Annotated in this window: 23 protein-coding genes; 11 read left to right on the top strand and 12 right to left on the bottom strand. The window is 64.4% G+C overall.

Translation table 11 applies throughout. From position 1 onward, the window contains the following. Positions 1 to 2: 2 nt before the first annotated feature. Both FNJ84_RS15480 and FNJ84_RS15475 read right to left on the bottom strand, forming a co-directional pair. Positions 3 to 6,410, bottom strand: coding sequence for a type I polyketide synthase (locus FNJ84_RS15480; RefSeq protein WP_143794165.1), 6,408 nt, complete (start codon positions 6,408 to 6,410; stop codon positions 3 to 5). Positions 6,411 to 6,505: 95 nt separating this feature from the next. Further along, positions 6,506 to 7,954 (bottom strand): hypothetical protein, encoded by a 1,449-nt coding sequence (locus FNJ84_RS15475; protein ID WP_143794164.1) that lies wholly within the window; start codon positions 7,952 to 7,954, stop codon positions 6,506 to 6,508. 50 nt (positions 7,955 to 8,004) lie between these two features. Between FNJ84_RS15475 and FNJ84_RS15470 the strand changes: the two genes are divergently transcribed. Further along, positions 8,005 to 8,811, top strand: coding sequence for a WecB/TagA/CpsF family glycosyltransferase (locus FNJ84_RS15470; RefSeq protein ID WP_363323850.1), 807 nt, complete (start codon positions 8,005 to 8,007; stop codon positions 8,809 to 8,811). Between the two features lie 13 nt (positions 8,812 to 8,824). Here the strand turns inward: FNJ84_RS15470 and FNJ84_RS15465 are convergent, their stop codons facing one another. Both FNJ84_RS15465 and nth read right to left on the bottom strand, forming a co-directional pair. After that, positions 8,825 to 9,838, bottom strand: a complete 1,014-nt coding sequence (locus FNJ84_RS15465; protein WP_143794161.1) for an adenosine kinase — start codon at positions 9,836 to 9,838, stop codon at positions 8,825 to 8,827. Beyond that, a complete protein-coding gene (gene nth / locus FNJ84_RS15460; RefSeq protein WP_143794159.1) occupies positions 9,835 to 10,497 on the bottom strand; it encodes an endonuclease III in 663 nt (220 codons plus the stop codon). Before nth ends, FNJ84_RS15465 begins: the two co-directional genes overlap by 4 nt. Positions 10,498 to 10,605: 108 nt before the next feature. On the opposite strand from nth, the gene FNJ84_RS15455 reads away from it, so the two are divergent. The 3 genes from FNJ84_RS15455 to FNJ84_RS15445 all read left to right on the top strand — a co-directional run bounded on the left by FNJ84_RS15455 (position 10,606) and on the right by FNJ84_RS15445 (position 12,476). After that, positions 10,606 to 11,118 carry a DinB family protein gene (locus FNJ84_RS15455; protein ID WP_143794157.1) on the top strand — a complete coding sequence of 171 codons (513 nt, stop codon included), beginning with the start codon at positions 10,606 to 10,608 and terminating at the stop codon, positions 11,116 to 11,118. Between the two features lie 216 nt (positions 11,119 to 11,334). Then, positions 11,335 to 11,997 carry an OmpA family protein gene (locus FNJ84_RS15450; protein ID WP_143794155.1) on the top strand — a complete coding sequence of 221 codons (663 nt, stop codon included), beginning with the start codon at positions 11,335 to 11,337 and terminating at the stop codon, positions 11,995 to 11,997. An 89-nt stretch (positions 11,998 to 12,086) separates the two neighbouring features. After that, positions 12,087 to 12,476, top strand: coding sequence for a hypothetical protein (locus FNJ84_RS15445; protein WP_143794154.1), 390 nt, complete (start codon positions 12,087 to 12,089; stop codon positions 12,474 to 12,476). Between the two features lie 27 nt (positions 12,477 to 12,503). Here the strand turns inward: FNJ84_RS15445 and FNJ84_RS15440 are convergent, their stop codons facing one another. After that, the gene (locus FNJ84_RS15440) at positions 12,504 to 14,432 is read right to left on the bottom strand and encodes an acyl CoA:acetate/3-ketoacid CoA transferase (protein WP_143794152.1); all 1,929 of its coding nucleotides are present in this window, start codon (positions 14,430 to 14,432) and stop codon (positions 12,504 to 12,506) included. Between the two features lie 110 nt (positions 14,433 to 14,542). Next, positions 14,543 to 14,929 (bottom strand): DUF2147 domain-containing protein, encoded by a 387-nt coding sequence (locus FNJ84_RS15435; protein ID WP_143794150.1) that lies wholly within the window; start codon positions 14,927 to 14,929, stop codon positions 14,543 to 14,545. A 138-nt stretch (positions 14,930 to 15,067) separates the two neighbouring features. Here FNJ84_RS15435 and hisA point away from each other — a divergent pair, with 138 nt between their 5' ends. The 7 genes from hisA (at position 15,068) to aat (ending at position 20,508) form a co-directional block, all read left to right on the top strand. Continuing rightward, positions 15,068 to 15,784 (top strand): 1-(5-phosphoribosyl)-5-[(5-phosphoribosylamino)methylideneamino]imidazole-4-carboxamide isomerase, encoded by a 717-nt coding sequence (gene hisA / locus FNJ84_RS15430; RefSeq protein WP_143794148.1) that lies wholly within the window; start codon positions 15,068 to 15,070, stop codon positions 15,782 to 15,784. A 102-nt stretch (positions 15,785 to 15,886) separates the two neighbouring features. Beyond that, on the top strand, positions 15,887 to 16,648 hold the full coding sequence (hisF, locus tag FNJ84_RS15425; RefSeq protein ID WP_143794146.1) for an imidazole glycerol phosphate synthase subunit HisF: 762 nt from the start codon (positions 15,887 to 15,889) through the stop codon (positions 16,646 to 16,648). Beyond that, positions 16,645 to 16,959 carry a phosphoribosyl-ATP diphosphatase gene (locus FNJ84_RS15420; protein WP_143794144.1) on the top strand — a complete coding sequence of 105 codons (315 nt, stop codon included), beginning with the start codon at positions 16,645 to 16,647 and terminating at the stop codon, positions 16,957 to 16,959. Before hisF ends, FNJ84_RS15420 begins: the two co-directional genes overlap by 4 nt. After that, the gene (locus FNJ84_RS15415; RefSeq protein WP_221931993.1) at positions 16,943 to 17,905 is read left to right on the top strand and encodes an ADP-ribosylglycohydrolase family protein; all 963 of its coding nucleotides are present in this window, start codon (positions 16,943 to 16,945) and stop codon (positions 17,903 to 17,905) included. Before FNJ84_RS15420 ends, FNJ84_RS15415 begins: the two co-directional genes overlap by 17 nt. Before the next feature lie 102 nt (positions 17,906 to 18,007). Beyond that, positions 18,008 to 18,523, top strand: a complete 516-nt coding sequence (gene accB / locus FNJ84_RS15410; protein WP_143794143.1) for an acetyl-CoA carboxylase biotin carboxyl carrier protein — start codon at positions 18,008 to 18,010, stop codon at positions 18,521 to 18,523. A 7-nt stretch (positions 18,524 to 18,530) separates the two neighbouring features. Continuing rightward, positions 18,531 to 19,877 (top strand): acetyl-CoA carboxylase biotin carboxylase subunit, encoded by a 1,347-nt coding sequence (gene accC / locus FNJ84_RS15405; RefSeq protein WP_143794141.1) that lies wholly within the window; start codon positions 18,531 to 18,533, stop codon positions 19,875 to 19,877. Then, complete coding sequence (gene aat, locus FNJ84_RS15400; RefSeq protein ID WP_185968560.1) at positions 19,867 to 20,508, top strand: leucyl/phenylalanyl-tRNA--protein transferase; 642 nt, start codon at positions 19,867 to 19,869, stop codon at positions 20,506 to 20,508. Before accC ends, aat begins: the two co-directional genes overlap by 11 nt. Here aat and FNJ84_RS15395 read toward each other — a convergent pair. The 6 genes from FNJ84_RS15395 to FNJ84_RS15370 form a co-directional block, all read right to left on the bottom strand. Continuing rightward, positions 20,475 to 20,843: a DUF2155 domain-containing protein gene (locus FNJ84_RS15395; protein WP_255471232.1), complete on the bottom strand. Its 369-nt coding sequence runs from the start codon at positions 20,841 to 20,843 to the stop codon at positions 20,475 to 20,477. The two genes, aat and FNJ84_RS15395, sit on opposite strands and share 34 nt — an antisense overlap. Beyond that, the gene (locus FNJ84_RS15390; protein ID WP_143794138.1) at positions 20,840 to 21,319 is read right to left on the bottom strand and encodes an outer membrane lipid asymmetry maintenance protein MlaD; all 480 of its coding nucleotides are present in this window, start codon (positions 21,317 to 21,319) and stop codon (positions 20,840 to 20,842) included. The genes FNJ84_RS15395 and FNJ84_RS15390 overlap by 4 nt, the downstream gene beginning before the upstream one ends. Before the next feature lies 1 nt (position 21,320). Next, a complete protein-coding gene (locus FNJ84_RS15385; protein WP_143794136.1) occupies positions 21,321 to 21,704 on the bottom strand; it encodes an NADH:ubiquinone oxidoreductase subunit NDUFA12 in 384 nt (127 codons plus the stop codon). Between the two features lie 90 nt (positions 21,705 to 21,794). Next, the gene (locus tag FNJ84_RS15380) at positions 21,795 to 22,166 is read right to left on the bottom strand and encodes a RidA family protein (protein ID WP_143794134.1); all 372 of its coding nucleotides are present in this window, start codon (positions 22,164 to 22,166) and stop codon (positions 21,795 to 21,797) included. Between the two features lie 83 nt (positions 22,167 to 22,249). Then, positions 22,250 to 23,515 carry an ATP-dependent Clp protease ATP-binding subunit ClpX gene (clpX, locus tag FNJ84_RS15375; RefSeq protein WP_143794132.1) on the bottom strand — a complete coding sequence of 422 codons (1,266 nt, stop codon included), beginning with the start codon at positions 23,513 to 23,515 and terminating at the stop codon, positions 22,250 to 22,252. Between the two features lie 172 nt (positions 23,516 to 23,687). Next, positions 23,688 to 24,320, bottom strand: a complete 633-nt coding sequence (locus FNJ84_RS15370) for an ATP-dependent Clp protease proteolytic subunit (RefSeq protein ID WP_143794130.1) — start codon at positions 24,318 to 24,320, stop codon at positions 23,688 to 23,690. Positions 24,321 to 24,403 lie beyond the last annotated feature (83 nt).

Genomic DNA, 24,403 nt, shown 5'->3' with positions numbered 1-24,403 from the left:
GCTTACTCCGCCGCTTCGGCACGCCGCCCGCCGGGACGGTCATGACGCTTCAGGATTTCGCGCAGCTGCGCGCCCAAGCGGCGCACATTCGGTTCAAGCACCATGGAATCGTGATCGCCAGGCACCTCATAAACCTGCAATTGCGGCATCCAGCGGCCCCAGCCATTATCGGGGATCAGATATTCGCGCCCCGCCGTGACCCATTGCCCATCCGAAACCCGATAGCGGTGGTCCAGCGGCGGACGGAACAGCGTGACGGGACCCGCCCATTCCGACAGCCCCACCTTGGGCAAGGCGCCGCGGAAGGCGGCCTCGATGGCATGGTCGTGGAAGCCCTCGGCCTGATCCGCCTCGCTGACGGCATCGCGATCCTTGCGACGTTTGGCCAGCTCATAACGCAGCTTGTTTCTGGCCCAGTCAGACCAGAAGGTCAGGCCCTGTTCACGCATTTCCTGCGCCCGGATCAGCACCTTGTCGCGCCGGCTCAGTGCCGGGCGCAGCGGCAAAGGCGTGTCCAGCATCACCAGCATCGCCGTTTCTTCGCCCGCCTCGGCAAGCAGCCGCGCCATTTCCAGCGCGATCAGCCCGCCGCCCGAAAAGCCGCCCAGCAGATAAGGCCCATGCGGCTGAACCTGACGGACCTCGGCCAGATAGTCGCGCGCGGCCTCGGCAAAGCTTTCATGGGGCCTGTCCTCGCCAAACAGCCCGCGCGCCTGAAGGCCGAAGAAGCGGCGATCCTGCCCGACGCGCTGCGCCAGCTGATGCAGGTTCATCACATTTCCGAACATGCCTGCGACGATGAAAAACGGCGTGCCCCCATCGCGCCCACCCATATCGACAACATAGCGCCGCGCGGGGCCGACACCGGCTGCGGGCCTGCCGCCATCGACACCAGCCGCAGCCGCAGTCCCCGCGCGCGGGCCAACCCTCGCCTCGATCAGCGCGGCCAGCCTGGCTACATCGGGTGCCTCGAAAAGCGTCGAGATCGGGAAATCAACGCCAAACACCTTGCGCACCTGACCGAACATCCGCACCGCCACCAGCGAATGCCCGCCAAGGTCGAAGAAACTGTCCTCGGCGCCGATCTGGCGCACACCCAGAAGATCCGCCCAGATCGAGGCCAATTCGCTTTCCGTCCCCGGCGCAGGGGCCACAAAATCACCTTCAAGATCAGGGCGTTCGAACCCCTGATCCCGCTCGATATCGGGCGTGGCGGGGATCGAGGCTTCGCCCACCAGCCCCGGCAGATCCAGGGAAGAAACAAAGACCTGCGGCAGCCCCGTGGCCATGGCCCGGCGCATCGCCTGAGGGCCGAGCGCGGCGGGAATGCCTTGCGATACATTGTGCCGCAGGCGTTTTTCACCGGGCGTTTCGGCCCCGCGCGCCGGTTTTCCGATGGGCGCGGCGTTCAGCCCCGCCTCCATCCGGCGCAGGTCAAAGCCGGTGATCTCGGCGCGGACGGCGCCATCAGGGCCAGCCAGCGTGACATCGAACCTGGCCGAGCCTTCGGCCGTGCCCTTGACCAGCCGCACATGGCTGATCAGGTGATCGCCAAGCGGCTGGATCAGCGTCAGCCGTTCATAGCCCACCGGCACCCACAGCCGTGCCCCACCCCAGCCGGGAATCAGCTTCATCGCCCAGCCCGTCGCAATATCCAGCAGGGCCGGATGCATCTGATGCGCGCCTGCCTCGGCCGCAAATTCGGGGGGCAGGCGCAGTTCTGCCCAACCCTCGCGATTGCCCAGACGGCTGGCGCGCAGCACCTTCCAGCGAGGGCCGAAATTCATCACGCCGTCCTGCGCCGATGCCAGCGCCGGCTGGTCATCGCCCACTCGCTGATCCCATCCATCGGGCATCTCGATCCGGCGCGCGTCAGGCAGCGCCGGTTCGGCCATCGCGGTGGCATAAGGCTCGCCCCCGTCGGGATCGGTGATGGTGATGCGCGAGGCCCCCTCGACGGTTTCGACGCGAACCGCAATCGCGGTCGGCTGGTCATCGGCCACGTAAAGCGGGCGCAGAAACAGCGCATCGCCAAGCGTTATCGGCAAGGGCGTGCCGGTCGCAACCAGGGCCTGCGCGAACAGTTCCAGATTGCCGGTGCCGGGCATCAGGGCCTGCCCCTGCGCGGTGCGGTGCCCTCCGATCACCCAGTCACCGATATCAAGCAGACGGTGAAACTCGCGGGTATTCTTGCCCGCGTCCGACACCTCGGCGCCCAGCAGCGGGCCGCGATCCTGCGCATCGGCGCCTGCCGGTGCCGTCAGCGCGGGCTGCGGGGCCTCGACCTGCATCGCGCGAGCGGCCATGCCGGTATCGGACCAGACACCCCAGTTCACCGCCACCACCCGGCCAAGCGCGGGCGGGGCGGCGCGGGCGACCGCGTTCAGAAATTCATTGGCGGCAACATAATCCACCTGCCCCGCCGGCGCCGTCGCCGTGCTGGTCGAGGCGAAAAGCACGGTCTGCCGGGGCGGCGCATCCGCCAGCGCCTGTGCCAGCGCCTTGGTGCCGTGAACCTTGGGCGCCAGCACATCCCAGGCCTCGCCATCGGCCTTGCCTGCCATCAGCGCATCATTGATGATCCCCGCCGCATGGATCACCGTATCCAGCGCCCCCAGTTCGGCACGCGTGCGCGCGACCGCGCGAGCCATGTCCTCGGGGCTGGTGACATCGGCCTGAACGGCGATCACCTGAGCGCCCGCTGCACGCAGCTCTCGCAGGAAACCGACCATGGCGCGCGCCTTGGCCGAGAAGGGAACCGTGCCATCCTCGGGCAGATCCTCGCGCGACAACAGGGCCAGCTTCGCCCCGCCCCGGCCCGCCAGATCACGGGCCACGGCCTGACCGATGCCGCCAAAGCCACCGGTGATGAAGGTCACCCCAAAAGCAGGTGCCTGATCGGGTTCTGCCGCCTCGGGCGCCAGTTCCAACGGGGTCAGCCGCTGAAGAAAACGCCGATCATCGCGCCAGGCGACGGTTTGCGTCGCATCGCCGTCCGCCGAGGCCAGCAACTCTTGACAGGCTTGTGACGCCAGCCGATCCAGCGCCGCCTGATCGGTTCGGGGACCAAAGGGCAACAGCCGCCGCGCCGGTGCGGGCAGGCGCAAATCGACCATCCGGGTTACCAATGTCGGATATTCACGCGGCATCACCTTCAGCGGCCCCAGAACGGTGGCCTTTTCCGGGCTTTCCGCCGGTTCATCACGGACCCGCAGCGCATCATTCGCGAAAGCGATCAGCGAAACGGGCCGGTCGGCCAGCTCATCCCCAAGCGCCTGCGCCAGATGCAGCAGGCTGAAAAAGCCCCGGTTCATCTGATCCTGAAACAGGCTGGACCCGGCCCGTGCCTCGGCCCCCGTGGTCACGGACCAGAAATGCCCGATGCGGTCGATAACCATGTCATCGGCCTGAAGCGCGGCCAGAAGCAGTTCATAGCCGTCGCGCTGTTCCTCGGGCGGCAGTCGATAATCACGCGGGCCCACACGCTCGAACCGGTCGCCGGTGCGGACCACGGCAAGGCGATGGCCAAGCCCACGCAGATGCGCGATCACACGGTCGGCCAGCCCCGCCTCGTCAGCGAAGATCAGCAGAGATTGCGCCTTGTCGACGCGCGGGGTGCCATCCGCCGCCAGTTCGACATCGGGCGCCGACAGCCGCCATACCGGGCGCCAACCCCAGTTCGCCGGATCCTCGATCCGCATCAGCGCGCTTTCAGCCGGCAGCGCGGTTGCCGAAGGCTCGACGAAATAGCGTTTCCGCTGGAAGGCATAGCCGGGCAAGGGCAGCATCCGCCGCCTTGCGCCGCCCCAGATCTGATCCCAGTCAATCTGGCCGCCCGCCGCCCAGACCCGCGCCAGCGCGGTCATGAAATAAAGATCGTCGCCCACATCCTGCTTGCGGTGTCGCAGCGCCGAGATCACCTGATGCGCCTTTACCCCGGCATTGGCCTGCGCCAGCCCCGACATGGCCCGGCCGGGACCGACTTCAAGGAATATGCGCGGCTCGCCCTGAGCCAGCGCCTCGATCCCGGCCGCGAAATCGACCGTGCCGCGAAGATGGGCGACCCAATATTCCGGGTCTTGCGCATCCGAATCGGGAAGAACCTTGCCATCACGGTTCGAGATGATGGGAATTTGTGGCGCCGACAGCGGAATCGACTGAAGATAGGCGCGAAAATCGGGCAGGATCGGGTCCAGCATCCGTGAATGCGCGGCGATGGAAATCGGGATCACTTGCGTCTCGGTCCCCTGCCCGGCCAGCGATGCGGCAAAGGCATCCAGCGCCTCTTTCGGGCCAGAGACGACACAAAGATCGGCGGCGTTCACCGCGCCCAGATCAAGCTCGGGCGGCAACTGCCCGCGCAGTTCATCGGCAGGCACCGGCACCGACAGCATTCCGCCAGCCGGCACCGTGTCGAACAGCCGCCCGCGCAGATGAACCAGCCCGATGCAATCCTCGAACCGCATGACGCCGGCGATGGCGGCGGCGGTATTTTCGCCCATGCTGTGCCCGATCAGCGCGGCAGGCCGCACACCCCATGACATCAGCAATTGCGCCAGCGCGTATTCGGTGATCATCAGCAAGGGAAGCTGGACAGAGGGCTGCAACAGCGCCTGATCCGCCGCCGCCTGATCGCCATTGCTGGCCAGCCAGATATCGCGGATCGGATGGTCACTGATGCCGGCCAGATGGGTCAGCCCGCGATCCATCCAGTCGCGGAAAACGGGTTCGGTCTGATACAGCCCCTCGGCCATGGTCGCATATTGCGAACCGCCGCCGGGCAGCATGAACACCACCTCGGGCGCATCGCCAAGCGGCTGATGATCGAACACCCGGTAGGGATCGCCGGTTTCCAGCAGCGCCGCCGCCTCGGCCGCATCATGGGCAACCAACACGCGGCGGCGTTCAAACGCGCGGCGGCGTGTGATCAGCGTGTGGCTGATATCGGCGGCATCGGCATCCGCGTTCTGCGCCAGCCACCCGGCCAGTTGCGCCGCATTGCCATCCAGTGCCGTCTTGCTGCGCCCCGAAACCGCAAAGATCTGAAACGGCCAGTCAGAGCTTTCCGACGCGGCCTGCACCGGCGGCTGTTCAATCACCACATGCGCGTTGGTTCCCCCGACGCCAAGCGAGTTCACCCCGGCCCGGCGCGGAGCCGAGGACTGCCATTCGATCAGCCGATCCGCGACCTGAAACGGGCCGCCGTCAAAGTCGATGGCCGGGTTGGGCGCCTGAAAGCCAAGGGTCGGCGGGATCAGCCCGGTTTCCAGCGCGCGCACCGCCTTGATCAGCCCCGCAGCACCCGCCGCCGTATCCAGATGGCCGATATTGGTCTTGACCGAGCCGATATAGCATGGCCCCTGCCGCGCCCCACCAGAGGAAACGCGCGCAAAGGCCTGGTTCAGCGCCGCAACCTCGATCGGATCGCCAAGCGCCGTGCCGGTGCCGTGGCATTCGATATAGCCCACAGTTTCGGGCGCGACACCCGACATGACCAGCGCCTCGGCCACGGCCTGCGCCTGCCCCTCGACGCTTGGTGCCAGATAGCCAGCCTTGGACGCGCCGTCATTGTTGATCGCGCTGCCGCGGATGATGGCGCGGATATTGTCGCCATCGGCCAGTGCATCGGACAGCCGCCGCAACACCAGCACGGCCGAGCCGCTGCCAAAAACCGTCCCGGCGGCACGGTGGTCAAATGCATGACAATGCCCGTCCGGCGACAAGATCTCGTTTTCCTTGAACAGATAGCCGCGCCCATGCGGCATCTGGATGGTGACGCCACCGGCCAGCGCCATGTCGCATTCGCCCGAGGCCAGCGACTGACAGGCCGTATGAACCGCCACCAGCGAGGTCGAGCAGGCCGTCTGGATATTGAGGCTGGGTCCGGTCAGGTCGAATATATGGCTGACGCGGGTGGATAGAAAGTCCTTGTCATTCCCGGTATGGCGCAAAAGAAAATGACCGACATTTTCGACCAGTTCCCGATTTGCACAAACATTGAAATAAAAATAACTGCCCATACCGCAACCGGCATAAACACCGATGGGGCCGGCAAAACGCTCGGGCATGTGGCCGGCATCTTCCAGCCCGTGCCAGCAGGTCTCCAGAAACTTGCGATGCTGCGGATCCATGATCGCGGCATCCTTGGGGCTCAGCCCGAAGAACTCGGCATCGAAACCATCAAATTCATCAAGGATTGCTGCGGCAGGAACATAGTTGGGGTCTGAAAGCGTCGCCGGGTTTTCGCCGCGCAGAAGCAGATCGTCACGACTGACGGGACGAATGGATTCGACCCCTTCACAGAGGTTTTTCCAGAATGCCGCGACATCATCGGCGCCGGGCAACTGCGCCGCCATGCCGATAATTGCGATGTCATTCGGATGGGCCATCGGACCGTGACTTTCACTCATTCAGATATACCATTCCCAATTCCCTGCCCCAACCCGATTGACGATATGCAGCAACCGGCCCTGCTGCCTAGGCAACAACAAAAAAATCATAAACACTATAGCGCGGCGCGTAACCCGGTCCTTTCAGACAGGTCGCGCCGATCATCCTTCCAGCGCCGCCGGGCATTGCGGGTATAGCGCAGGCGGCAGGCATGACCCAGGACGGTGCCGTTCAGCAACCAGGTCAGCGGCGTCAGCGTGCCATTCGGGATCAGCTCGATCAGGTTAAGCGCCAGCATCAATGCCACCGCCGCCACCAGCAGGGTCGAGGGGTCGTCATGGCGCAGCATCAGCTCGTACCGGCGGCGCCACAGGATCAACAGCGGCACCACCAGCAAGCCGAAAGCGGCCAGATAGCCCATGATACCGCGGGTCCCGTACCAGATGACCCAAGCGCCATCGGCAATGGCCAGCGACCTGCCGGTGACCGGATCCAGCGGGAAATTCCGGCCCCAGCTGCCCCAGCCAAAAAGCGGCCTTTGCATCGCGCGTTCAAGCAGCATGAATTCATGCTCGAACCGGAATTCCAGCGAACCGGCCCGGTCGGGCTGCCATTCGCGGATGAACTCGACGATCTCGTCTGTCGGGATCGCATCGACAAGCCGCAGCAGCGGATAGGCCATCACCACGACCGCGATCACCATGGTGATGGTCAGCATATGGCGCGCGGACGCGAACAGCACCAGCGGCAGCCCGATCGCCGCCATCATGATCGCCGTCATCGTCTTGCACAGGATCAGCACCCCGACCAGATAGAAAAGCACCAGCACCATGCGCGGCCCCATCAGATAGGTCCGGGTCAAGGCGGCAGTGGCGATCAGGCCCATCGTGGCGAATGATGCAACCCAGATCGGATGGGTCATGAAAACGATCGGCCTGAACCCGCCATAGCGAATGGCTTGCAGAAAATCATGCGGGAAATAGCCATAGATCCAGACGTTCAGTTGCGGGCTAAGACGAACCTCGATCAACATCGGCACCGAATAGATCAGATAGCCGATCATCAGGGCCGTCAGCAGCTTTCGGGTCTGATGCGGTGTCGACAACAGCCGGAACGCCACGAAAAAGGGAATCAGCTCGATCCCCTGCATGATGACGAAGGCGAACAGGCTGGATGTATCCATGCCCGGCCGATAGGTGATCCCCTCGATCAGCGGGTCGCCATTGTTCACCACCGTCATCGCGCCCGAAAACAACAGCAACAGCAGCAATATCTTGATGATCGGCGGAAAAACCGGCGGCGGGTCCTCGGCCATGGAATCGCGGTCGGTCGATTTGCGACCCATGCCCAGCCACAGCATCAGCAGCGACGACATCGAGGCGATCTCGTATTTGGTGATGGCGGGCACGGCCGGCAGGTCGATGGCAACCGATGGCGGCAGGAACATATAGCCCAGCAGTATCGACCAGATAAAGGCATTCACCCGTTCCATCCGGGCGAAGATCACGGCGGTGATCATCGGCCAGGCCAAAAGCATGATCGCTGCGACGGGATACGGGGGCATGGCTAACCGATTGGAAACACTTCGCCGAAATTACTGGCCTGGGGGGTTTCATGACCATACAAGGAAAGTCCGTCAACTCCAACGGTCAGGTCGTTCAGATGCGATTTACCTATTCGGATGGTCAGGTCGTCCGGGTGAACATCCCCGACCGGCAGGCCCTGCTGGCCGAGATCGACGCCCGCATGACCCAAGGTCGCGGCTTTGCGCTGGCCACGCTGAATGTGGATCATCTGGAAAGGCTGGGCCATGATCAGCAGTTCCGCCGGGCCTATGCGGCACAGGATCTGGTCGTCGCGGATGGCAATCCGGTGGTCTGGCTGTCACGCCTGGCCGGTCGGCCCGTGCAACTGGTTCCGGGGTCCGAGCTGGTGGTGCCGCTGGCGGCACTGGCCGCGTATCACGATGTTTCGGTGGCGCTGATCGGCGGCAATGAGGACTCGATGCGGCTGGCAGCCGGGCGGTTGGCAGCCGGGCATCCGGGCCTGCGGATCGCGATGCAGGCGGTTCCGGGCTTTCCCTTCGACCCCGATGGCGACGAGGCCGGCGCGCTGATCGAGGCCATCGGCCGCTCGGGCGCGGGCCTGTGCCTGCTGGGTCTGGGCGCGCCGCGCCAGGAACGCTTTGCCATCCGCGCCCGTCAGGCCCTGCCGCATGTCGGATTCGCCTCGATCGGCGCGGGGCTGGATTTCATTTCCGGTCAGCAGACGCGCGCCCCCAGGGCCTTTCGCCGCGCCAAGATGGAATGGCTGTGGCGGATGGCATCGAACCCGCGCCGACTGGCCGGTCGATATGCGCGCGGCTTTCTGATCCTGCCGGGCCATGCCCTGCGGGCATTGGCGCTGCGACGGCAGGACTAGGCCGCCGGTCCGGTCAGATCAGACCCTCGGCCCGGAAATCCTGGCGCAGATCACGCTCGGGGCGGGGGCCGACATGGCTGATCACCTCGGCTGCGGCCAGACAGCCCATGCGGCCCGCCACCTCCAGCGACGCGCCGGTCGCCAGCCCATAGATCAGCCCGGCGGCGAACTGATCGCCCGCCCCGGTCGCATCGACCGGCACCACCCGGTTCACCGGCACCTCGACGCGGCGGCCCTGCCCGATCAGGATGGCGTCCTCGCCAGACCGGGTGCAGATCACCAGATCGCAATCCGCCGATGCAAGGCGCAGCGCGGTTTCCAGATCCTCGGTCTGATACAGCGACGACCATTCATGGACATTGCCCACGACATAATCCATCGGCCCCGCCACCAGCCGCCGGAAATCCGACCGGTGCCGGTCAACGCAGAACGGGTCGCTCAGCGCGATCCCTGCCATGCCGCCGGCCGCATGGCAGGCTTCGGCGGCCTTCAGAAAGGCCTGCTTGCCCGCTGGCTTGTCGAACAGATAACCTTCGAGGAACAGCCAATCCGCCCCCTGAAAGACCGCAGGGTTCACGTCATCTGCCCCAAGCTCCGCCGAGATGCCCAGATAGGTGTTCATCGAGCGTTCGCCATCGGGGGTCACCATGATGATGCTGCGGCTGGTCGGCAGCACCTTGCCCGAAACCGGAGGATTCACGAATACCGTTCCCGCCGCCTCGGTCTGTTCGGCATAACTGAGGCCCAACGGATCATCCGCCACCCGCCCGATGAACGCCGTCCGCAGCCCCAAGGCACCCAAGCCCGCCAGCGTATTGGCGACAGACCCGCCCGGCACCAGCCGCGACTGGCTGCGACCCGGACCGTGATCATCGGCCTGCGCGGCCATCAGATATTCGGACCGCTCGCGCTCGATCAGCTGCATGATGCCCTTTTCGACGCCAAGTGCCGCCAGCCGCGCATCATCAGTGGGCGTGATCACATCCATGACCGCATTGCCGATGCCGATCACATAGGGGGTGGTCATGTCGTCTTCTCCTCGAAGGGGCACAGATCGGCGATGGTGCAGATGCCACAGCGCGGGCGCCGCGCCTGGCAGATATAGCGGCCATGCAGGATCAGCCAGTGATGGGCATGGTGCTGAAAGCGGGCCGGCACATTGTCCTCGACCGCGCGTTCGACCTCGTCCACGTCGCGGCCAGGCGCGATATGGGTGCGGTTGCCGACGCGGAAAATATGCGTATCGACCGCCTGCGCCGGCAGGCCGAAAACGCAGCTGAGCACGACATTCGCCGTCTTGCGCCCCACCCCCGGCAGCGACATCAGCGCCGCGCGGCTGTCAGGCACCTCGCCGCCATAGTCATCGACCAGTATCTGCGACAGCGCGATGACATTGCGCGCCTTTTGCCGGAACAGGCCGATGGTCTTGATATGTTCGATCACGCCCTCGACACCCAGATCCAGCATCGCCTGGGGATTGTCGGCGGCCGCGAACAACCCGCGCGTGGCCTTGTTTACGCCCGCATCCGTGGCCTGCGCCGACAGCGCCACGGCCACGACCAGCGTGAAGGGGTTCACGAACAGCAATTCGGTTTCGGGTGCTGGATTGGCCTCGGCCAGTCGCGAAAAGATCGCGACCTGATCGGCAAAGGGCAAGGGCTGCGGCAATCGTGTCATCTTGGCCATGAGGCGCTTTTGGCCGGATGCGGGCGGCATTGCAAGAAGCCCTTGCCAAAGAACGCAGCCCATGGCCTGATCGGATCGTGGCAGTGCGATCCTGGGGGTGCATTTGCGATGTCCAATCCCGAATATGTCCGGCTGATGGCGCGCTATAACCTGTGGCAGAACGACAACCTGATCTCGGCCGCAGACCGCTTGGACGATGACGCCCGCCGCGCCGATCGCGGGGCGTTTTTCGGCTCGATCGAGGCCACCTTCTCACATCTGCTCTGGGCCGACCGGGTCTGGCTGGGCCGGTTCACGGGCGAGGGCCTACCCCCCGGTGGCATTCCCCAGTCGACCGCGCTGATCGAGGAATGGGGCAGCTTCCGCCAACAGCGGATGCTGATGGATCGCCGGATCCTGGACTGGGCCGACCATCTGCAGCCCGATTGGTTCCAGGGCGAGATCGGCTGGCATTCAGGCGCGCTTGGCCGCCATATCACCCGGCCCAAAACCGAACTTGCGGTGCAGATGTTCAACCACCAGACCCACCATCGCGGCCAGATCCACGCCATGCTGACCGCAGCCGGAATGCGGCCCGCCGATACCGATGTGCCCTTCATGCCCGAGATCTATGCCCGCTAGCATCGCAGGCATCGGCAGGATCACGCCGGTCTGGCCGGAATGTGACGCCATGTCAGCGGCTTCCACAAAGGCGTGACTGGCATTCGGGGTGGAACCGACGCTAGGGTCCGGCGTTATCGGCCACAAGGCCACACCAGAACAGCAATGATGCCGACCGGTCGGCAGGCCCCGAAAACCACCGCCGCCGTAACGGAACGACAAAAGGACATGGACAAAATGAAAACCCGGACGATCGCGCTTGCCGCAACTGCCTCGCTTATCGGGCTTGCCGGCTGCACCACCGACCCCTATGGCAACCAGACCCAGATGAGCCGCACCCAGCAGGGCGCGATTGCGGGCGCGGTCATTGGCGGGGTGCTGGGCGCCACTCGCGACAGCGACAAGAACAGCCAGGGCAAGGACGCCATCAAGGGCGCCATCGTCGGCGCCGCCGCCGGCGCCGTTGCCGGCAATATCATGGATGCCCAGGCCGCCGCGCTGCAACAGTCGGTCAGCAACCCGAATATTCGCATCATCAACCATGGCAGCTATCTGCAAGTGATCATGCCCGAAGGCATCCTGTTCGCCACCGATTCGGCCGCCGTGTCCGGCCCGGCGCAGAACGACCTTTACGCCGTGGCGCGGAACCTGAACCAATATCCGAACAGCCGAGTCGAGGTCGTCGGCCATACCGACAATACCGGCCGCAGCGCCTATAACCAGGATCTGTCGCAGCGCCGCGCGCAATCGGTCGCGGGCATCCTGACCGCCGCCGGCGTGAACGGCAACCGCGTCGTCGCCGTCGGCCGGGGCGAGACCCAGCCCATCGCCTCGAACGACACGGTTCAGGGCCGCGCCTCGAACCGCCGGGTCGAGATCCTGATCCGCCCGACGCAGTAACCCTGCCCGCGCAGCGCAATCCGAAAGGGCCGGGCAATGCACCCGGCCCTTTTTCATTCCGCCAAATCCCCCGAACGGAGCCCGCCACCATGACCGCCCATCGCCTGATCCTCGCCGCCCTGATCGGTTGCCATGCAACAGCGCCTGCCTTTGCCTCGTCCGAAGAGGCATGGGAAACATTCCGCGCCGAGGTCGAGGCCGCCTGCACCGCGCTGGCCCCCGAAACAGGCGAAACGGTGATCGAGGTCAATCCCTTTGGTTCGGAAAGCTATGGCGCGGCGCTGCTGATCACGACGCTGCCCGATGGCGGCGCGGATCGCTATGTCTGCATCTATGACAAGCAGGCCAAGACGGCGGAACTGACCGCCCCCTTCGCCCCGCCCGCGCCGATCACCGAGGCCGTCGCCGAGCCCGACGGCACGATCGAAACCGAAACCGTCCCCGAAACCGAGGCGCATCTGCTTGAGGGCACGAACTGACCGTTCGCGGCTTGGCAAGGCGGCGGCTCAACCGTCGCGCAGCGCGGCACGGGCGGCGGCTTCATTGGAAAATATCGTGGTCTGACGGCGTGGCTGCAATGCCTCGCCAAGTCGCCGGCGCAGAAAGGCGCTGCCGGAATAGCGGGTGACGCGGGCATAAAGCCGGTCCTCCAGATCGCCGACCATCGCGGTCCAGTCATGCTGAACCTGATCGTCGATCCGCGTCAGGTCGTAATCGACGACCACATCGACACGGTGGCCCAACCCGGCCAGCGCCGCCTCGACCCCCTGTTTCACGGCGGCAATATCGGCGGGGTTGCGGATCGTCATGCGCGACAGGTTGATGAACAGGATCTTGCGGTCGCCGTCATAGTGGATGCGGCGCGACAGCGGGATATCCAGCAGGTCATCGCGCAGCCCCATCGGCGCATCGGTAAAGATCCGGGCATCCATCGGCGCAATCGCATCCATCGGCGGCACAAAGCCCATCAGCGGCAGGATGTCGCGGTCGGGGTCGATACCGGGCGCGATCTCGGTCAGGCGCACACCGTCCCGATTGCCCAGTTCCAGCACGCAGCGTTCGGTCACGAACAGCACCCGCTGACCCATGCGCCGCGCCCGCGCGCCGGAAAAGGTCACCTGCTGCACCGCCTCGATGAATTTCCGCGCCTTGCCTTCCTGGTCGATGACCAGCCGCCCATCGCCCGCCCGCGCCTGAAGCCCGCCCGCCGTGAAGGTGCCGGCAAAGACCACGCTGCGGGCATTCTGGCTGATATTGATGAACCCGCCCGCGCCGGCCAGTTTGGGGCCGAAACGGCTGACATTCACATTGCCGTGGCGGTCGGCCTCGGCCATGCCCAGGCAGGCCATGTCCAGCCCGCCGCCGTCATAGAAATCGAATTGCTGGTTCTGGGCAATGATCGCCTCGGTATTCACCGCCGCGCCGAAATCCAGCCCCGAGGCCGGCTGGCCGCCAATCACGCCCGGCTCGGCGGTCAGGGTGACATGGGACAAAAGCCCCTCCTCTGCTGCGACCGCCGCCACGCCTTCGGGCATGCCGATGCCCAGATTGACAACACCCCCCACGGGCAATTCAAAAGCGCAGCGCCGGGCGATCACCTTGCGCAGATCCAGCGTCATCGGTGCCGCGCCTTCCTCGGGTGCGCGATAGCGGCCGGTGAAATAGCGGTTGTATTGCGTGGCATAGGTCTGCGGATGCAGATCGGCAGGGGCCTGCACCACGGCATCGACCAGCACGCCGGGGATCACCACGTCGCGCGCATTCAGGCTGCCACCCGCGACGATCTGATCGACCTGCACGATCACCACCCCGCCCGAGTTCCGCGCCGCCATCGCCTGCGCCAGATTGTCCAGGATCAGGGCCTCACGCTCCATCGTGATATTGCCGCGCTCGTCCGCCGTGGACCCGCGCAACAGCGCCACATTGATCGGCATGGCGTGATAGAACAGACGCTCGGCCCCGCCGATGGTGATCAGCTCGACCAGATCATCACGCGCGGCGGCGCTGATCCGGCCACCGCCAAGACGCGGATCGACAAAGGTTTCCAGACCGACATGGCTGATCGTGCCGGGCTTGCCGGCGGCGATGTCGCGAAACAGATGGCTGATGACACCCTGTGGAAAGTTCCAGCCCCGGATCTCGCCCTTGACGGCCATGGCACCCAGTTGCGGGATCAGCCCCCAATGCCCGCCAATGATCCGCCCAACCAGCCCCGGCAGCGCCAGCCGGTCCAGCCCGCGCCCCTTGCCATCGCCCTGCCCGGCCGCAAACAGCAAGGTCAGGTCACGCGGCTGGCCATGCTTTGCAAACCGGTCGGCCAGGGCCTTCAGCAGGCAGTCGGGCACGCCAGCGCCCACGAAACCCGAGGTGGTGACGGTATCGCCCGAATGGATCAGCGCGACGGCATCATGGGCGGAAACGACCTTGTTGGGCATCTGGTGGCGGGTCCCTGACGAAACATCAGGCAAGGTTACCCCAGCCATCGCGGCGCGCAAGAAAAAGGGGCACCGTTGGCACCCCTTTGATCCGTCCCGCTGAAAGCGCGTTACTGGATCTTTACCCAGGTCTGGCTTTTGCAGATCAGCCCGCCAGCCACGCAGCCAGCCAGGCTCATCTGATTGCCGCTGACGGTTGCCTTGCCGTCATAGACCTTGTCATTCGCCGGCCGCCACACCTGCCCGGCATAGCTGCCATCGCCATTGGCGACCATGCTGCGCACGATCTGCTTGCCGATATTGGGCGACTGATATTCGGCCTTGTCCTTGAAGGTCCGCGTGATCGTGCCGCAATAGGCATTGCCGCAAGGCGCGATGTTCACATAGGCGAATGCGCCCTCATCGGGTTGCGTCTGCCAGACACCTTCGATCGGATCGGCATGGGCGACGGCGGCCGCGCCAAACAGGATGGCGGCGGCCAGGGCGAATTTCTTCATCTTTCCCCTCCTCAGGAAATGAACCTGGCCGGGATGATGCGCGGGGCTGTGCCATCAGGCAAGGCTGACGTGGGGTCGCGCCCTTCACAGCAGCCGCTGCTTGTGTCAAACCCCGCCCGAACCATGCCGGAGCCACTGATGATCCTCTATCCCGCCATCGACCTGAAAGACGGCAATTGTGTGCGCCTGCTGCGCGGCGAGATGGATGCCGCCACCGTTTTCGGCACCGATCCCGCTGCCCAGGCCCGCGCCTTCCAGGATGCCGGTGCCGAATGGCTGCACCTTGTCGACCTGAACGGCGCCTTTGCCGGCCATCCGGTCAATGCCGAGGCGGTCCAGGCCATCATCGCCGCCACCAGCATTCCCACGCAGCTGGGTGGCGGCATCCGCGACATGGCCACGATCGAGGGCTGGCTGGACAAGGGCCTTGCCCGCGTGATCCTGGGCACCGTGGCCGTCGAAAACCCGGCGCTGGTGCGTGAGGCGGCAATGGCCTTTCCCGGCAAGATCGCCGTCGGCATCGACGCCCGCAAGGGTCGCGTGGCCACCCGTGGCTGGGCCGAGGAAACCAATGTCATGGCAACCGAACTGGCCATGCAATTCCAGGACGCCGGGGTTGCCGCGATCATCTATACCGATATCGACCGCGATGGTGCGATGGCCGGCCCCAACATCCCCGCGACCGAGGCTCTGGCCCGTGCCGTCTCGATCCCGGTCATCGCCTCGGGTGGCGTAGCCTCGATGGCCGACCTGACGGCGCTGCGCAACACCCGCGTCATTGCCGGCGCCATCTCGGGGCGCGCACTTTATGACGGGGCGATTGATCTGGCTCAGGCGCTGGCGGCGCTGCGCTGATCCTTTCCGCCTGGCCGAAACATCCCGACCAGTGCCATACCAGCGACCGGGGGGTGCAGCGCCCCCCTTTCACGCCCCGCCAACACACGGTATGACCGCATCATGCTGAAAACCCGCATCATCCCTTGCCTTGATGTCGCCGATGGCCGCGTGGTCAAGGGCGTCAATTTCGTCGATCTGGTCGATGCCGGCGATCCCGTCGCCGCCGCACAGGCCTATGACGCCGCCGGGGCCGACGAGATCTGCTTTCTCGACATTCATGCCACCCATGAAAATCGCGGCACCATGTTCGATCTGGTCACACGCACGGCGGAACAATGCTTTGTGCCGCTGACCGTGGGGGGCGGCGTGCGCACGCATAATGACGTGCGCGCCCTGCTGCTGGCGGGCGCCGACAAGGTGTCGTTCAATTCCGCCGCCGTCGCCGACCCGAATGTCGTGGCCGAGGCCGCCGACCGCTTTGGCAGTCAATGCATCGTCGTGGCCATCGACGCCAAGACCGTGGCACCCGGCAAATGGGAGATCTTCACCCATGGCGGGCGCAAGCCCACCGGCATCGACGCGGTCGAGTTCGCGCGGCTTGCCGAATCGAAAGGCGCGGGCGAGATCCTGCTGACCAGCATGGACCGCGACGGCACCAAGGCGGGCTATAACCTGCCGCTGACCCGCGCGATTTCCGATGCGGTCGGCATTCCCGTCATCGCCTCGGGCGGGGTCGGCACGCTGGATCATCTGGTCGAGGGTGTCACCGAAGGCCATGCCAGCGCCGTGCTGGCGGCCAGTATCTTCCATTTCGGCACCTTCTCGATTGCCGAGGCCAAGGCCCATATGGCCGCCGCCGGCATCCCCATGAGGCTGGAATGAGCGCGCTGGAACGCCTGGCCCAGACCATCGAATCCCGGCGTGGTGCCGAACCCGCCGAAAGCTGGACGGCCAAACTGCTGGCCAGCGGGCCGGAAAAATGCGCCGAGAAATTTGGGGAAGAGGCTGTCGAGGCAATCATCGAGGCCGTGAAAGGCGACCGCCAGCGGCTGACCTCGGAAGCGGCGGATGTGCTGTATCACCTGCTGGTCATGCTGGCCGCACGCGATATCAGCCTGTCCGACGTCGAGGCCGAGTTGACCCGCCGTGAAGGCATGTCGGGCATCGAGGAAAAAAGTGCCCGCCAGAAATGACGCGGGCAACCCGGTGACGATCATGGATGATCTTCTGATCGGCATGCTGCTCGGTTTGGCGATCGGTGATGCGATTGGCACCACGCTGGAATTCTCGGCCCGCGACAGCAAGCCGGAACTGACGGACATGATCGGTGGCGGCCCCTTCGGACTGCTGCCCGGCCAATGGACTGATGATACATCCATGGCGTTGTGCCTTGCTGATGGGCTGATCGCCACGGCTGGCACGGCAGGCCATTTTGATTCAGCCGATCTGATGCGACGATTTGCCAACTGGTGGCAATGGGGCGATAACAGTGTCACCGGCGAGTGCTTTGACATCGGCATCACCACGCGCAACGCGATTGCACGCTTTCTAAAGACTGGCGATCCATTGGCTGGCAGCGCGGCACCCGACAGCGCCGGAAATGGTGCGATCATGCGCCTCGCCCCGGTTGCAATCCGCTGGCATCGCAACCCACGATCGGCATGTCATGCGGCTGAAATGCAAAGCCGGACGACCCATGCGGCCGCCGAATGCCTTGATGCCGCCCATCTGATGACCCATGTGCTGATCGCCCTTGCCAGCGGCCGAACCCTGCCGAGCGCATTGGCGGACGCCCCTACCCCGTTTCACACCGCAATAGGTGTATTGCGCAGCGGTGAATTCGCAGCAAAAACGCGTGATCAGATACGCTCGACTGGTTATGTCTCCCACACGTTAGAGGCTGCGCTGTGGTGCGTGCACCGCGCGGGCGGCGCGGCTGATGCTGTGCTTCTGGCAGCCAATCTGGGCGATGACGCCGATACCGTCGCCGCCGTAACCGGCCAGTTCGCCGGGGCAATCTGGGGCGCATCCGGCTTTCCCGATGAATGGCTGACACGGCTGGCATGGCATGACGAAATCCGGCAGCGTGCCGCCCGATTGATCGCCGCTGCGACTGCGGACCCAGATCACCAACAGTAGAGGGCCGTTATCCCTTCCCCTTGGGTCATGTAAGCAGGTATAAGCAGCCTGAACCGCCGCGACCAGGACAGGGGCGGCAATGAGAACATGGCAGAGGACGGCATGAGCAACGACCCCAAGCAGAGCAAGCTTCACGATGGCGACGTGGCCTTTATCCAGTCGCTCGCTGAATTGCTGAACGCCAGTGATCTCAGCGAGCTTTCGGTCAAGCGCGAATATGGCGAGCATGACCGCCTGACGGTCAGCCTGTCAAAGCATGGTAAACAGGTGGTTGTGCAATCCGCCGCCCCCGCCTATGCGCCAGCCGCTGCCCCGGCGCCTGCTGCCGCAGCCGCCTCTGCTGCCGCCCCTGCCGCTGCCGCGAATGAAGACCCGGCCAGCCTGCCCGGCGCCGTCACCTCGCCCATGGTGGGCACCGCATATCTGTCGGCCGAACCCGGCGCCGCGCCCTTTGTCCAGATCGGCCAGCAAGTCGCCGAAGGCGAGACGCTGATGATCGTCGAGGCGATGAAGACGATGAACCACATCCCCTCGCCCCGCGCCGGCACCGTCAAGCGCATCCTTGTGGACGATGGCGCCCCGGTCGAGTTCGGCTCGCCCCTGATGGTCGTCGAGTGAGGCGCTGATGTTCGACAAGATCCTGATCGCCAACCGGGGCGAGATCGCCCTGCGCGTGATTCGCGCTTGCCGCGAGATGGGCATTCAGACCGTCGCCGTGCATTCCACCGCCGATTCCGACGCGATGCATGTGCGTATGGCCGACGAATCGGTCTGCATCGGCCCGGCGCCCTCGACCGACAGCTATCTGTCCATGCCCGCGATCATCTCGGCCTGTGAAATCACCGGCGCGCAGGCGATCCATCCGGGCTATGGCTTCCTGTCGGAAAACGCGAATTTCGTGCAGATGCTGGAAGATCACGGCATCACCTTCATCGGCCCCCGCGCCGAACATATCCGCATCATGGGCGACAAGATCACCGCCAAGGAAACCGCGCGAGAGCTGGGGATTCCCGTGGTTCCCGGCTCGGCCGGTGGCGTCGATGACATGGCGGAAGCCAAGCGCGTCTCGGCCGAGATCGGCTATCCGGTCATCATCAAGGCCACGGCGGGCGGCGGCGGTCGCGGCATGAAGGTGGCGCAGGACGAAAAGGGCCTTGAGGTCGCCTTCCGCACCGCGCGGGCCGAGGCCAAGGCCGCATTCGGCAACCCCGATGTCTATATCGAGAAATACCTGCAAAAGCCGCGCCATATCGAAATTCAGGTCTTTGGCGACGGCAAGGGCCGCGCCGTGCATCTGGGCGAACGCGACTGTTCCTTGCAGCGCCGTCACCAGAAGGTGCTGGAGGAAGCGCCCGGCCCCGTGATCACCGCCGAAGAACGCGCCCGGATCGGCAAGATCTGCGCCGATGCCGTGGCCGCGATCCAATATGCCGGCGCCGGCACCATCGAATTTCTCTATGAGGATGGCGAGTTCTATTTCATCGAGATGAACACCCGCCTTCAGGTCGAGCATCCGGTGACCGAGGCGATCTTTGGCGTCGATCTGGTGCGCCAGCAGATCCTTGTCGCTGCCGGCGAGGAAATGGAATTCCAGCAGGACGATCTGAAGATCAACGGTCACGCGATCGAGGTCAGGATCAATGCCGAAAAGGTGCCCGGTTTCACCCCCAGCCCCGGCCGGATCAGCCAGTATCACGCGCCGGGTGGTCTGGGCGTGCGGATGGATTCTGCGCTTTACGACGGCTACCGCATCCCGCCCTTCTATGACAGCCTGATCGGCAAGCTGATCGTCCACGGCCGCGACCGCCCCGAGGCATTGGCCAGGCTGTCACGCGCACTTGGCGAATTGATCGTCGACGGGGTGGACAGCACCGTTCCGCTGTTCCGCGAATTGCTGGCCGAGCCGGATATCCAGTCAGGCGATTACTCGATTCACTGGCTGGAACGCTGGCTGGACAGGCATTACGGCTAGGGTGCTGACCGCGCGGCAGTTGCTGGCGGGCTATGCCCAGGGCATCTTTCCGATGGCGGAAAGTGCCGACATGCCCGACCTGCACTGGTTCGATCCGCCCCGGCGCGGGGTCTTGCCGGTGGGTCGGGTCCATGCTTCTCGTTCATTGCTGCGGGATTTGCGACGACAGGACTGGTCAGCACATCTGGACGGCGATTTCGACGCGATTGTCGCGGCTTGCGGGGATCGGGGCGAGACATGGATCAACGCGCCGCTAAGTGCGCTGTATCACGAACTGTACCTTGCTGGTCATGCCGCCGCGCTGGAAATCCGTCACGAGGGCCGCTTTGCCGGCGGTATTTTCGGCGTCATTCTGGGCAGCGCGTTTTTTGGGGAATCCATGGTTTCGGCCCGAACCAACGGATCAAAGATGGCGCTGATCTGGCTTTCGTCGCAGCTGGCCCATGGCGGATTCACCCTGTTCGATACCCAATTCCTGACGCCGCATCTGGCGCGGATGGGTGGCGTCGAGATCACCCGGCACAGCTATCGCCGACAGCTGGATCAGGCATTGAGGCGTCGGGCCGACCTGTATCGCAGGCCCTTGCCCACAGCCGATCAGCTTTGGCAGGAAATCACCCAGACATCGTAACGCGCATCATCCAGAGACGACAGCGCAGGCGAACTGGCGATCATCCAGCCGCTGAATACCGTGGTGTTGATTGTCCGATCGGTAATCGTCATCTGCGCAAAAGCGTCGCTGCTGGGATCGCCGGCGGGATAACGGCACTCACCCAGACGCACCTCTAGCCGGCCATAGGTAACGGCTTGGCCCACGCCAACCATCAGATCGCGGGTCTGCCCCGATATCTTGTCCAGCCCGCGCAACAGCGCACCGTTGCCCCGCGCCGTTTCCTGCGCAACCGCCGGCAGCACCAGCACGGCCGCAAGCCCGGCCGCCAGCATCATGTGGCGGGCGGCGATCATGGTGCCACGCCTTCATCATCGGCGGCGGATGCCTGGCTGTCGACGAATTTCATCATCAGCGAGATCAGGCTGACGGCCCCCTGCACATCCTCGATCTCGTCGCCTGGCGCCAGATTATCGGGGCTGCCACCGGGTTGCAGCTGGATATAGGCGCCACCCAGCAACCCATCGGACTGGATCAGCGCCGCGCTGTCACTGGGCAGCAGCACCTGATCGGGGACGCGGATCACCGCATCGGCGTGATAGGTCTGCGGGTTCAGGCGCAGATCCGTTACCCGGCCGACGCGCACGCCCGCAAGCCGCACCTCGGTCCCGATCTCGACACCGTCGACATCAGGGAAGGATGCGATCAGGTCATAGCCCCCGCCCCCTGGCAAGGAATCGCGTCCAAGCGACCAGCCAAGAAAACCCAGAGCGACAGCCAGCACGGCCGCGCCGGCAATCAGCTCGGCCCGCTGTTCGGCAGAGCTGCTCATCTTACTCGGGCTGCCAGGCGTCGTAATCGCTGCGCTTGGCCGGATCGGCGCGATAGATCGAGCCTTCCGGGCGATAGGCCTCGCCCGTGCCGGTCAGGTTCGGCAGATGCGGTTTTTCCCAGGGGCGATGCGGCAGCGGCGCCTTGGTCGGCGGCTCGTCCCAGGTGTAATGCAGCCAGCCATGCCATTCCGGCGTGATCCTGCTGGCCTCGGATTCGCCATTATAGATCACCCAACGGCGCTTGCCGTCCTTGGTCTGATAAAAGACATTGCCCTGTTCGTCCTCGCCGACCTTCTGGCCGTTGCGCCAAGTCCAGAACTGGGTGTTCCAGGTTTCGCTGTTCCACCAGGTGAAGAAACGCAGCACGAGGGATTTCACGGACATGGATCAGGAACTCCTGCAAATATTCTGTTCGATATGACCCAATTGCGCCCAAAGGTCCAGAGTGCAGCCGCCATGCCACGGCCACAGGGATCACTTTGGCAGCAGCGCGGTCACCTCGATCTCGATGCGGTATTTCGGGTCGATCAGCCCGCATTCGATCATCGTGGCCGCAGGCGGATTGGGCGCGAATGTTGCCGCCAGAACCGGCCAGCATGGTTCGAAATCGGCCCGATCGGGCAGCATATAGGTCACGCGGATGACCTGATCGAAGCCCGAGCCCGCCTCTGCCAGCGCCCGGCCAATCACATCCAGCGCCAGCCGGCATTGTTCGACAACATCGGTCGGCACGGGATCGCCTGGCGCGACGGTGCCCGCGACATGGACCATGCCGCCGGCCACGACTGCCCGGCAATAGCCGATCTTCGCCTCATAGATACCACCTGACGAAATCCGCCGGATCATTTGCCGCCCCCGCCAACCCCAGACATGAACAGGGCCGCCAGATCGGCGGCCCCTTCAGATGACATGCGACCCTTACCCTGGCCTTAACCAGCGGTCGCCGTTTCCTTCTTCTGATCGGCATGGATCAGCAGCGGCTTGGCGGCGGGGTTGTCCACCGCCTCTTCGTTCACCACGACCTCTTCGACGCTGTCCAGCCCCGGCAGCTCGAACATGGTATCCAGAAGAATGTCTTCCATGATCGACCGCAGGCCGCGCGCGCCGGTCTTGCGCTGGATGGCGCGCTTGGCAATGGCTGTCAGCGCATCATCGGTGAAGGTCAGTTGCACGTCCTCCAGATCGAACAGCCGCTGATACTGCTTGACCAGCGCATTCTTCGGCTTGGTCAGGATGATGATCAGCGCCTCTTCATCCAGATCGGTCAGCGTCGCGATCACCGGCAGGCGGCCGACGAATTCGGGGATAAGACCGAATTTCAGCAGATCCTCGGGTTCCAGTTCCTTGAACGTCTCGCCAACACCGCGATCGTCGTTTTCCTTGACGCTGGCGCCAAAGCCCATCGCGCTGCCCTTGTTGCGCTGCGAGATGATGCGTTCCAGACCGGCAAATGCGCCGCCGCAGATGAACAGGATATTGGTCGTGTCCACTTGCAGGAATTCCTGCTGGGGATGCTTGCGCCCGCCTTGCGGCGGAACGGATGCGACCGTGCCCTCCATGATCTTCAGCAGTGCCTGCTGCACGCCCTCGCCCGAGACATCGCGGGTGATCGAGGGGTTGTCGGATTTCCGCGTGATCTTGTCGACCTCGTCGATATAGACGATGCCTCGCTGCGCGCGTTCGACATTGTATTCTGATGCCTGCAACAGCTTGAGGATGATATTCTCGACATCCTCGCCGACATAACCGGCCTCGGTCAGCGTGGTCGCATCGGCCATCGTGAAGGGAACGTCCAGAATACGCGCCAGCGTCTGCGCCAGCAGCGTCTTGCCGCAGCCGGTCGGGCCGATCAGCAGGATGTTCGACTTGGCCAGTTCGATGTCGTTCTTGCCGCCGTGGTTCAGCCGCTTGTAGTGGTTGTGAACCGCGACCGACAGCACGCGCTTGGCATGTTCCTGACCGATGACATAGTCATCCAGAACCGCGCAGATTTCCTTGGGCGTCGGCACACCGTCGCCAGATTTCAGCCCCGAGGATTTGGTTTCCTCGCGGATGATGTCCATGCACAGCTCGACACATTCGTCGCATATGAACACGGTTGGGCCCGCAATCAGCTTTCGCACCTCATGCTGGCTCTTGCCGCAAAAGCTGCAATAAAGCGTGTTCTTGCTGTCACCGCCGGACTGATTTGCCATCAACCACTTCCTTCCATGCCGCCGGACCGACGGTCCATTGGCCGCGCGGGCACCCCTTGCCCCCGCCATTCTACTGGACCGACCCGGCACCTTTCGCGCCGGATCAGCGCTTTCCGCCATGTTAGGGATCGGCGCGCGTCGTCACAATCCCCAATACGTCCCGCCTTGCGGGCTATTTCTTTTCCGGTGCGGCCTTGCCGCGCGGTGCCAGAACCTCGTCAATCAGGCCCCAATCCCTTGCCTCGTCCGGCGACATATAGCTGTCGCGATCCAGGGCCGTCTCGACCTCGGCCAGGGTGCGGCCGGTATGCTTGACATAGATCTCGTTCAGGCGCCGCTTCAGGCTTTCGGTTTCCTTTGCCTGAATCAGCAGATCGGTCGCGGTGCCGCGGAACCCGCCCGAGGGCTGATGCACCATGATCCGGCTGTTGGGCAGCGAATAGCGCAGCCCCTTTTCGCCTGCCGCCAGCAGCAGCGACCCCATGGACGAGGCCTGCCCCACCACCAGCGTCGACACGCGCGGCCGGATATATTGCATCGTGTCATAGATCGACAGGCCCGAGGTGACGACACCGCCGGGGCTGTTGATATACATGCTGATATCCTTCGAGGGGTTTTCCGCCTCAAGGAACAGCAATTGCGCCGAGATCAGCGTGGCCATGCCATCATGCACGGGACCGGCCACGAAGATGATCCGTTCCTTCAGCAGGCGCGAGAAGATGTCATAGGCCCGTTCCCCGCGCGAGGTCTGTTCGACCACCATCGGAACGAGCGTGTTCATGTAGATTTCTGCCGGATCGCTCATCTGTCTTCCTTGCCTGATTGTCCATTCCGCGCGATTCGCCCAAGGGTGCCGGCCCCTAGCCATAGCCGCGAAAGGTTGACAGA

The sequence above is a fragment of the Paracoccus sp. M683 genome (genome assembly GCF_007096355.1).
Taxonomy (GTDB): Bacteria; Pseudomonadota; Alphaproteobacteria; order Rhodobacterales; family Rhodobacteraceae; genus Paracoccus.
Note: the sequence above shows the minus strand (reverse complement) of the source record. Positions and strands in the feature narration are given on the sequence as shown.

What these genes read in the sequence shown, in the direction of transcription:
- FNJ84_RS15480 (WP_143794165.1), bottom strand. Translation starts at nt 6,410, where the DNA reads ATGAGTGAAAGTCACGGTCCGATGGCCCATCCGAATGACATCGCAATT.
- FNJ84_RS15475 (WP_143794164.1), bottom strand. Translation starts at nt 7,954, where the DNA reads ATGCCCCCGTATCCCGTCGCAGCGATCATGCTTTTGGCCTGGCCGATG.
- FNJ84_RS15470 (WP_363323850.1), top strand. Translation starts at nt 8,005, where the DNA reads ATGACCATACAAGGAAAGTCCGTCAACTCCAACGGTCAGGTCGTTCAG.
- FNJ84_RS15465 (WP_143794161.1), bottom strand. Translation starts at nt 9,838, where the DNA reads ATGACCACCCCCTATGTGATCGGCATCGGCAATGCGGTCATGGATGTG.
- nth (WP_143794159.1), bottom strand. Translation starts at nt 10,497, where the DNA reads ATGGCCAAGATGACACGATTGCCGCAGCCCTTGCCCTTTGCCGATCAG.
- FNJ84_RS15455 (WP_143794157.1), top strand. Translation starts at nt 10,606, where the DNA reads ATGTCCAATCCCGAATATGTCCGGCTGATGGCGCGCTATAACCTGTGG.
- FNJ84_RS15450 (WP_143794155.1), top strand. Translation starts at nt 11,335, where the DNA reads ATGAAAACCCGGACGATCGCGCTTGCCGCAACTGCCTCGCTTATCGGG.
- FNJ84_RS15445 (WP_143794154.1), top strand. Translation starts at nt 12,087, where the DNA reads ATGACCGCCCATCGCCTGATCCTCGCCGCCCTGATCGGTTGCCATGCA.
- FNJ84_RS15440 (WP_143794152.1), bottom strand. Translation starts at nt 14,432, where the DNA reads ATGCCCAACAAGGTCGTTTCCGCCCATGATGCCGTCGCGCTGATCCAT.
- FNJ84_RS15435 (WP_143794150.1), bottom strand. Translation starts at nt 14,929, where the DNA reads ATGAAGAAATTCGCCCTGGCCGCCGCCATCCTGTTTGGCGCGGCCGCC.
- hisA (WP_143794148.1), top strand. Translation starts at nt 15,068, where the DNA reads ATGATCCTCTATCCCGCCATCGACCTGAAAGACGGCAATTGTGTGCGC.
- hisF (WP_143794146.1), top strand. Translation starts at nt 15,887, where the DNA reads ATGCTGAAAACCCGCATCATCCCTTGCCTTGATGTCGCCGATGGCCGC.
- FNJ84_RS15420 (WP_143794144.1), top strand. Translation starts at nt 16,645, where the DNA reads ATGAGCGCGCTGGAACGCCTGGCCCAGACCATCGAATCCCGGCGTGGT.
- accB (WP_143794143.1), top strand. Translation starts at nt 18,008, where the DNA reads ATGAGCAACGACCCCAAGCAGAGCAAGCTTCACGATGGCGACGTGGCC.
- accC (WP_143794141.1), top strand. Translation starts at nt 18,531, where the DNA reads ATGTTCGACAAGATCCTGATCGCCAACCGGGGCGAGATCGCCCTGCGC.
- FNJ84_RS15395 (WP_255471232.1), bottom strand. Translation starts at nt 20,843, where the DNA reads ATGATCGCCGCCCGCCACATGATGCTGGCGGCCGGGCTTGCGGCCGTG.
- FNJ84_RS15390 (WP_143794138.1), bottom strand. Translation starts at nt 21,319, where the DNA reads ATGAGCAGCTCTGCCGAACAGCGGGCCGAGCTGATTGCCGGCGCGGCC.
- FNJ84_RS15385 (WP_143794136.1), bottom strand. Translation starts at nt 21,704, where the DNA reads ATGTCCGTGAAATCCCTCGTGCTGCGTTTCTTCACCTGGTGGAACAGC.
- FNJ84_RS15380 (WP_143794134.1), bottom strand. Translation starts at nt 22,166, where the DNA reads ATGATCCGGCGGATTTCGTCAGGTGGTATCTATGAGGCGAAGATCGGC.
- clpX (WP_143794132.1), bottom strand. Translation starts at nt 23,515, where the DNA reads ATGGCAAATCAGTCCGGCGGTGACAGCAAGAACACGCTTTATTGCAGC.
- FNJ84_RS15370 (WP_143794130.1), bottom strand. Translation starts at nt 24,320, where the DNA reads ATGAGCGATCCGGCAGAAATCTACATGAACACGCTCGTTCCGATGGTG.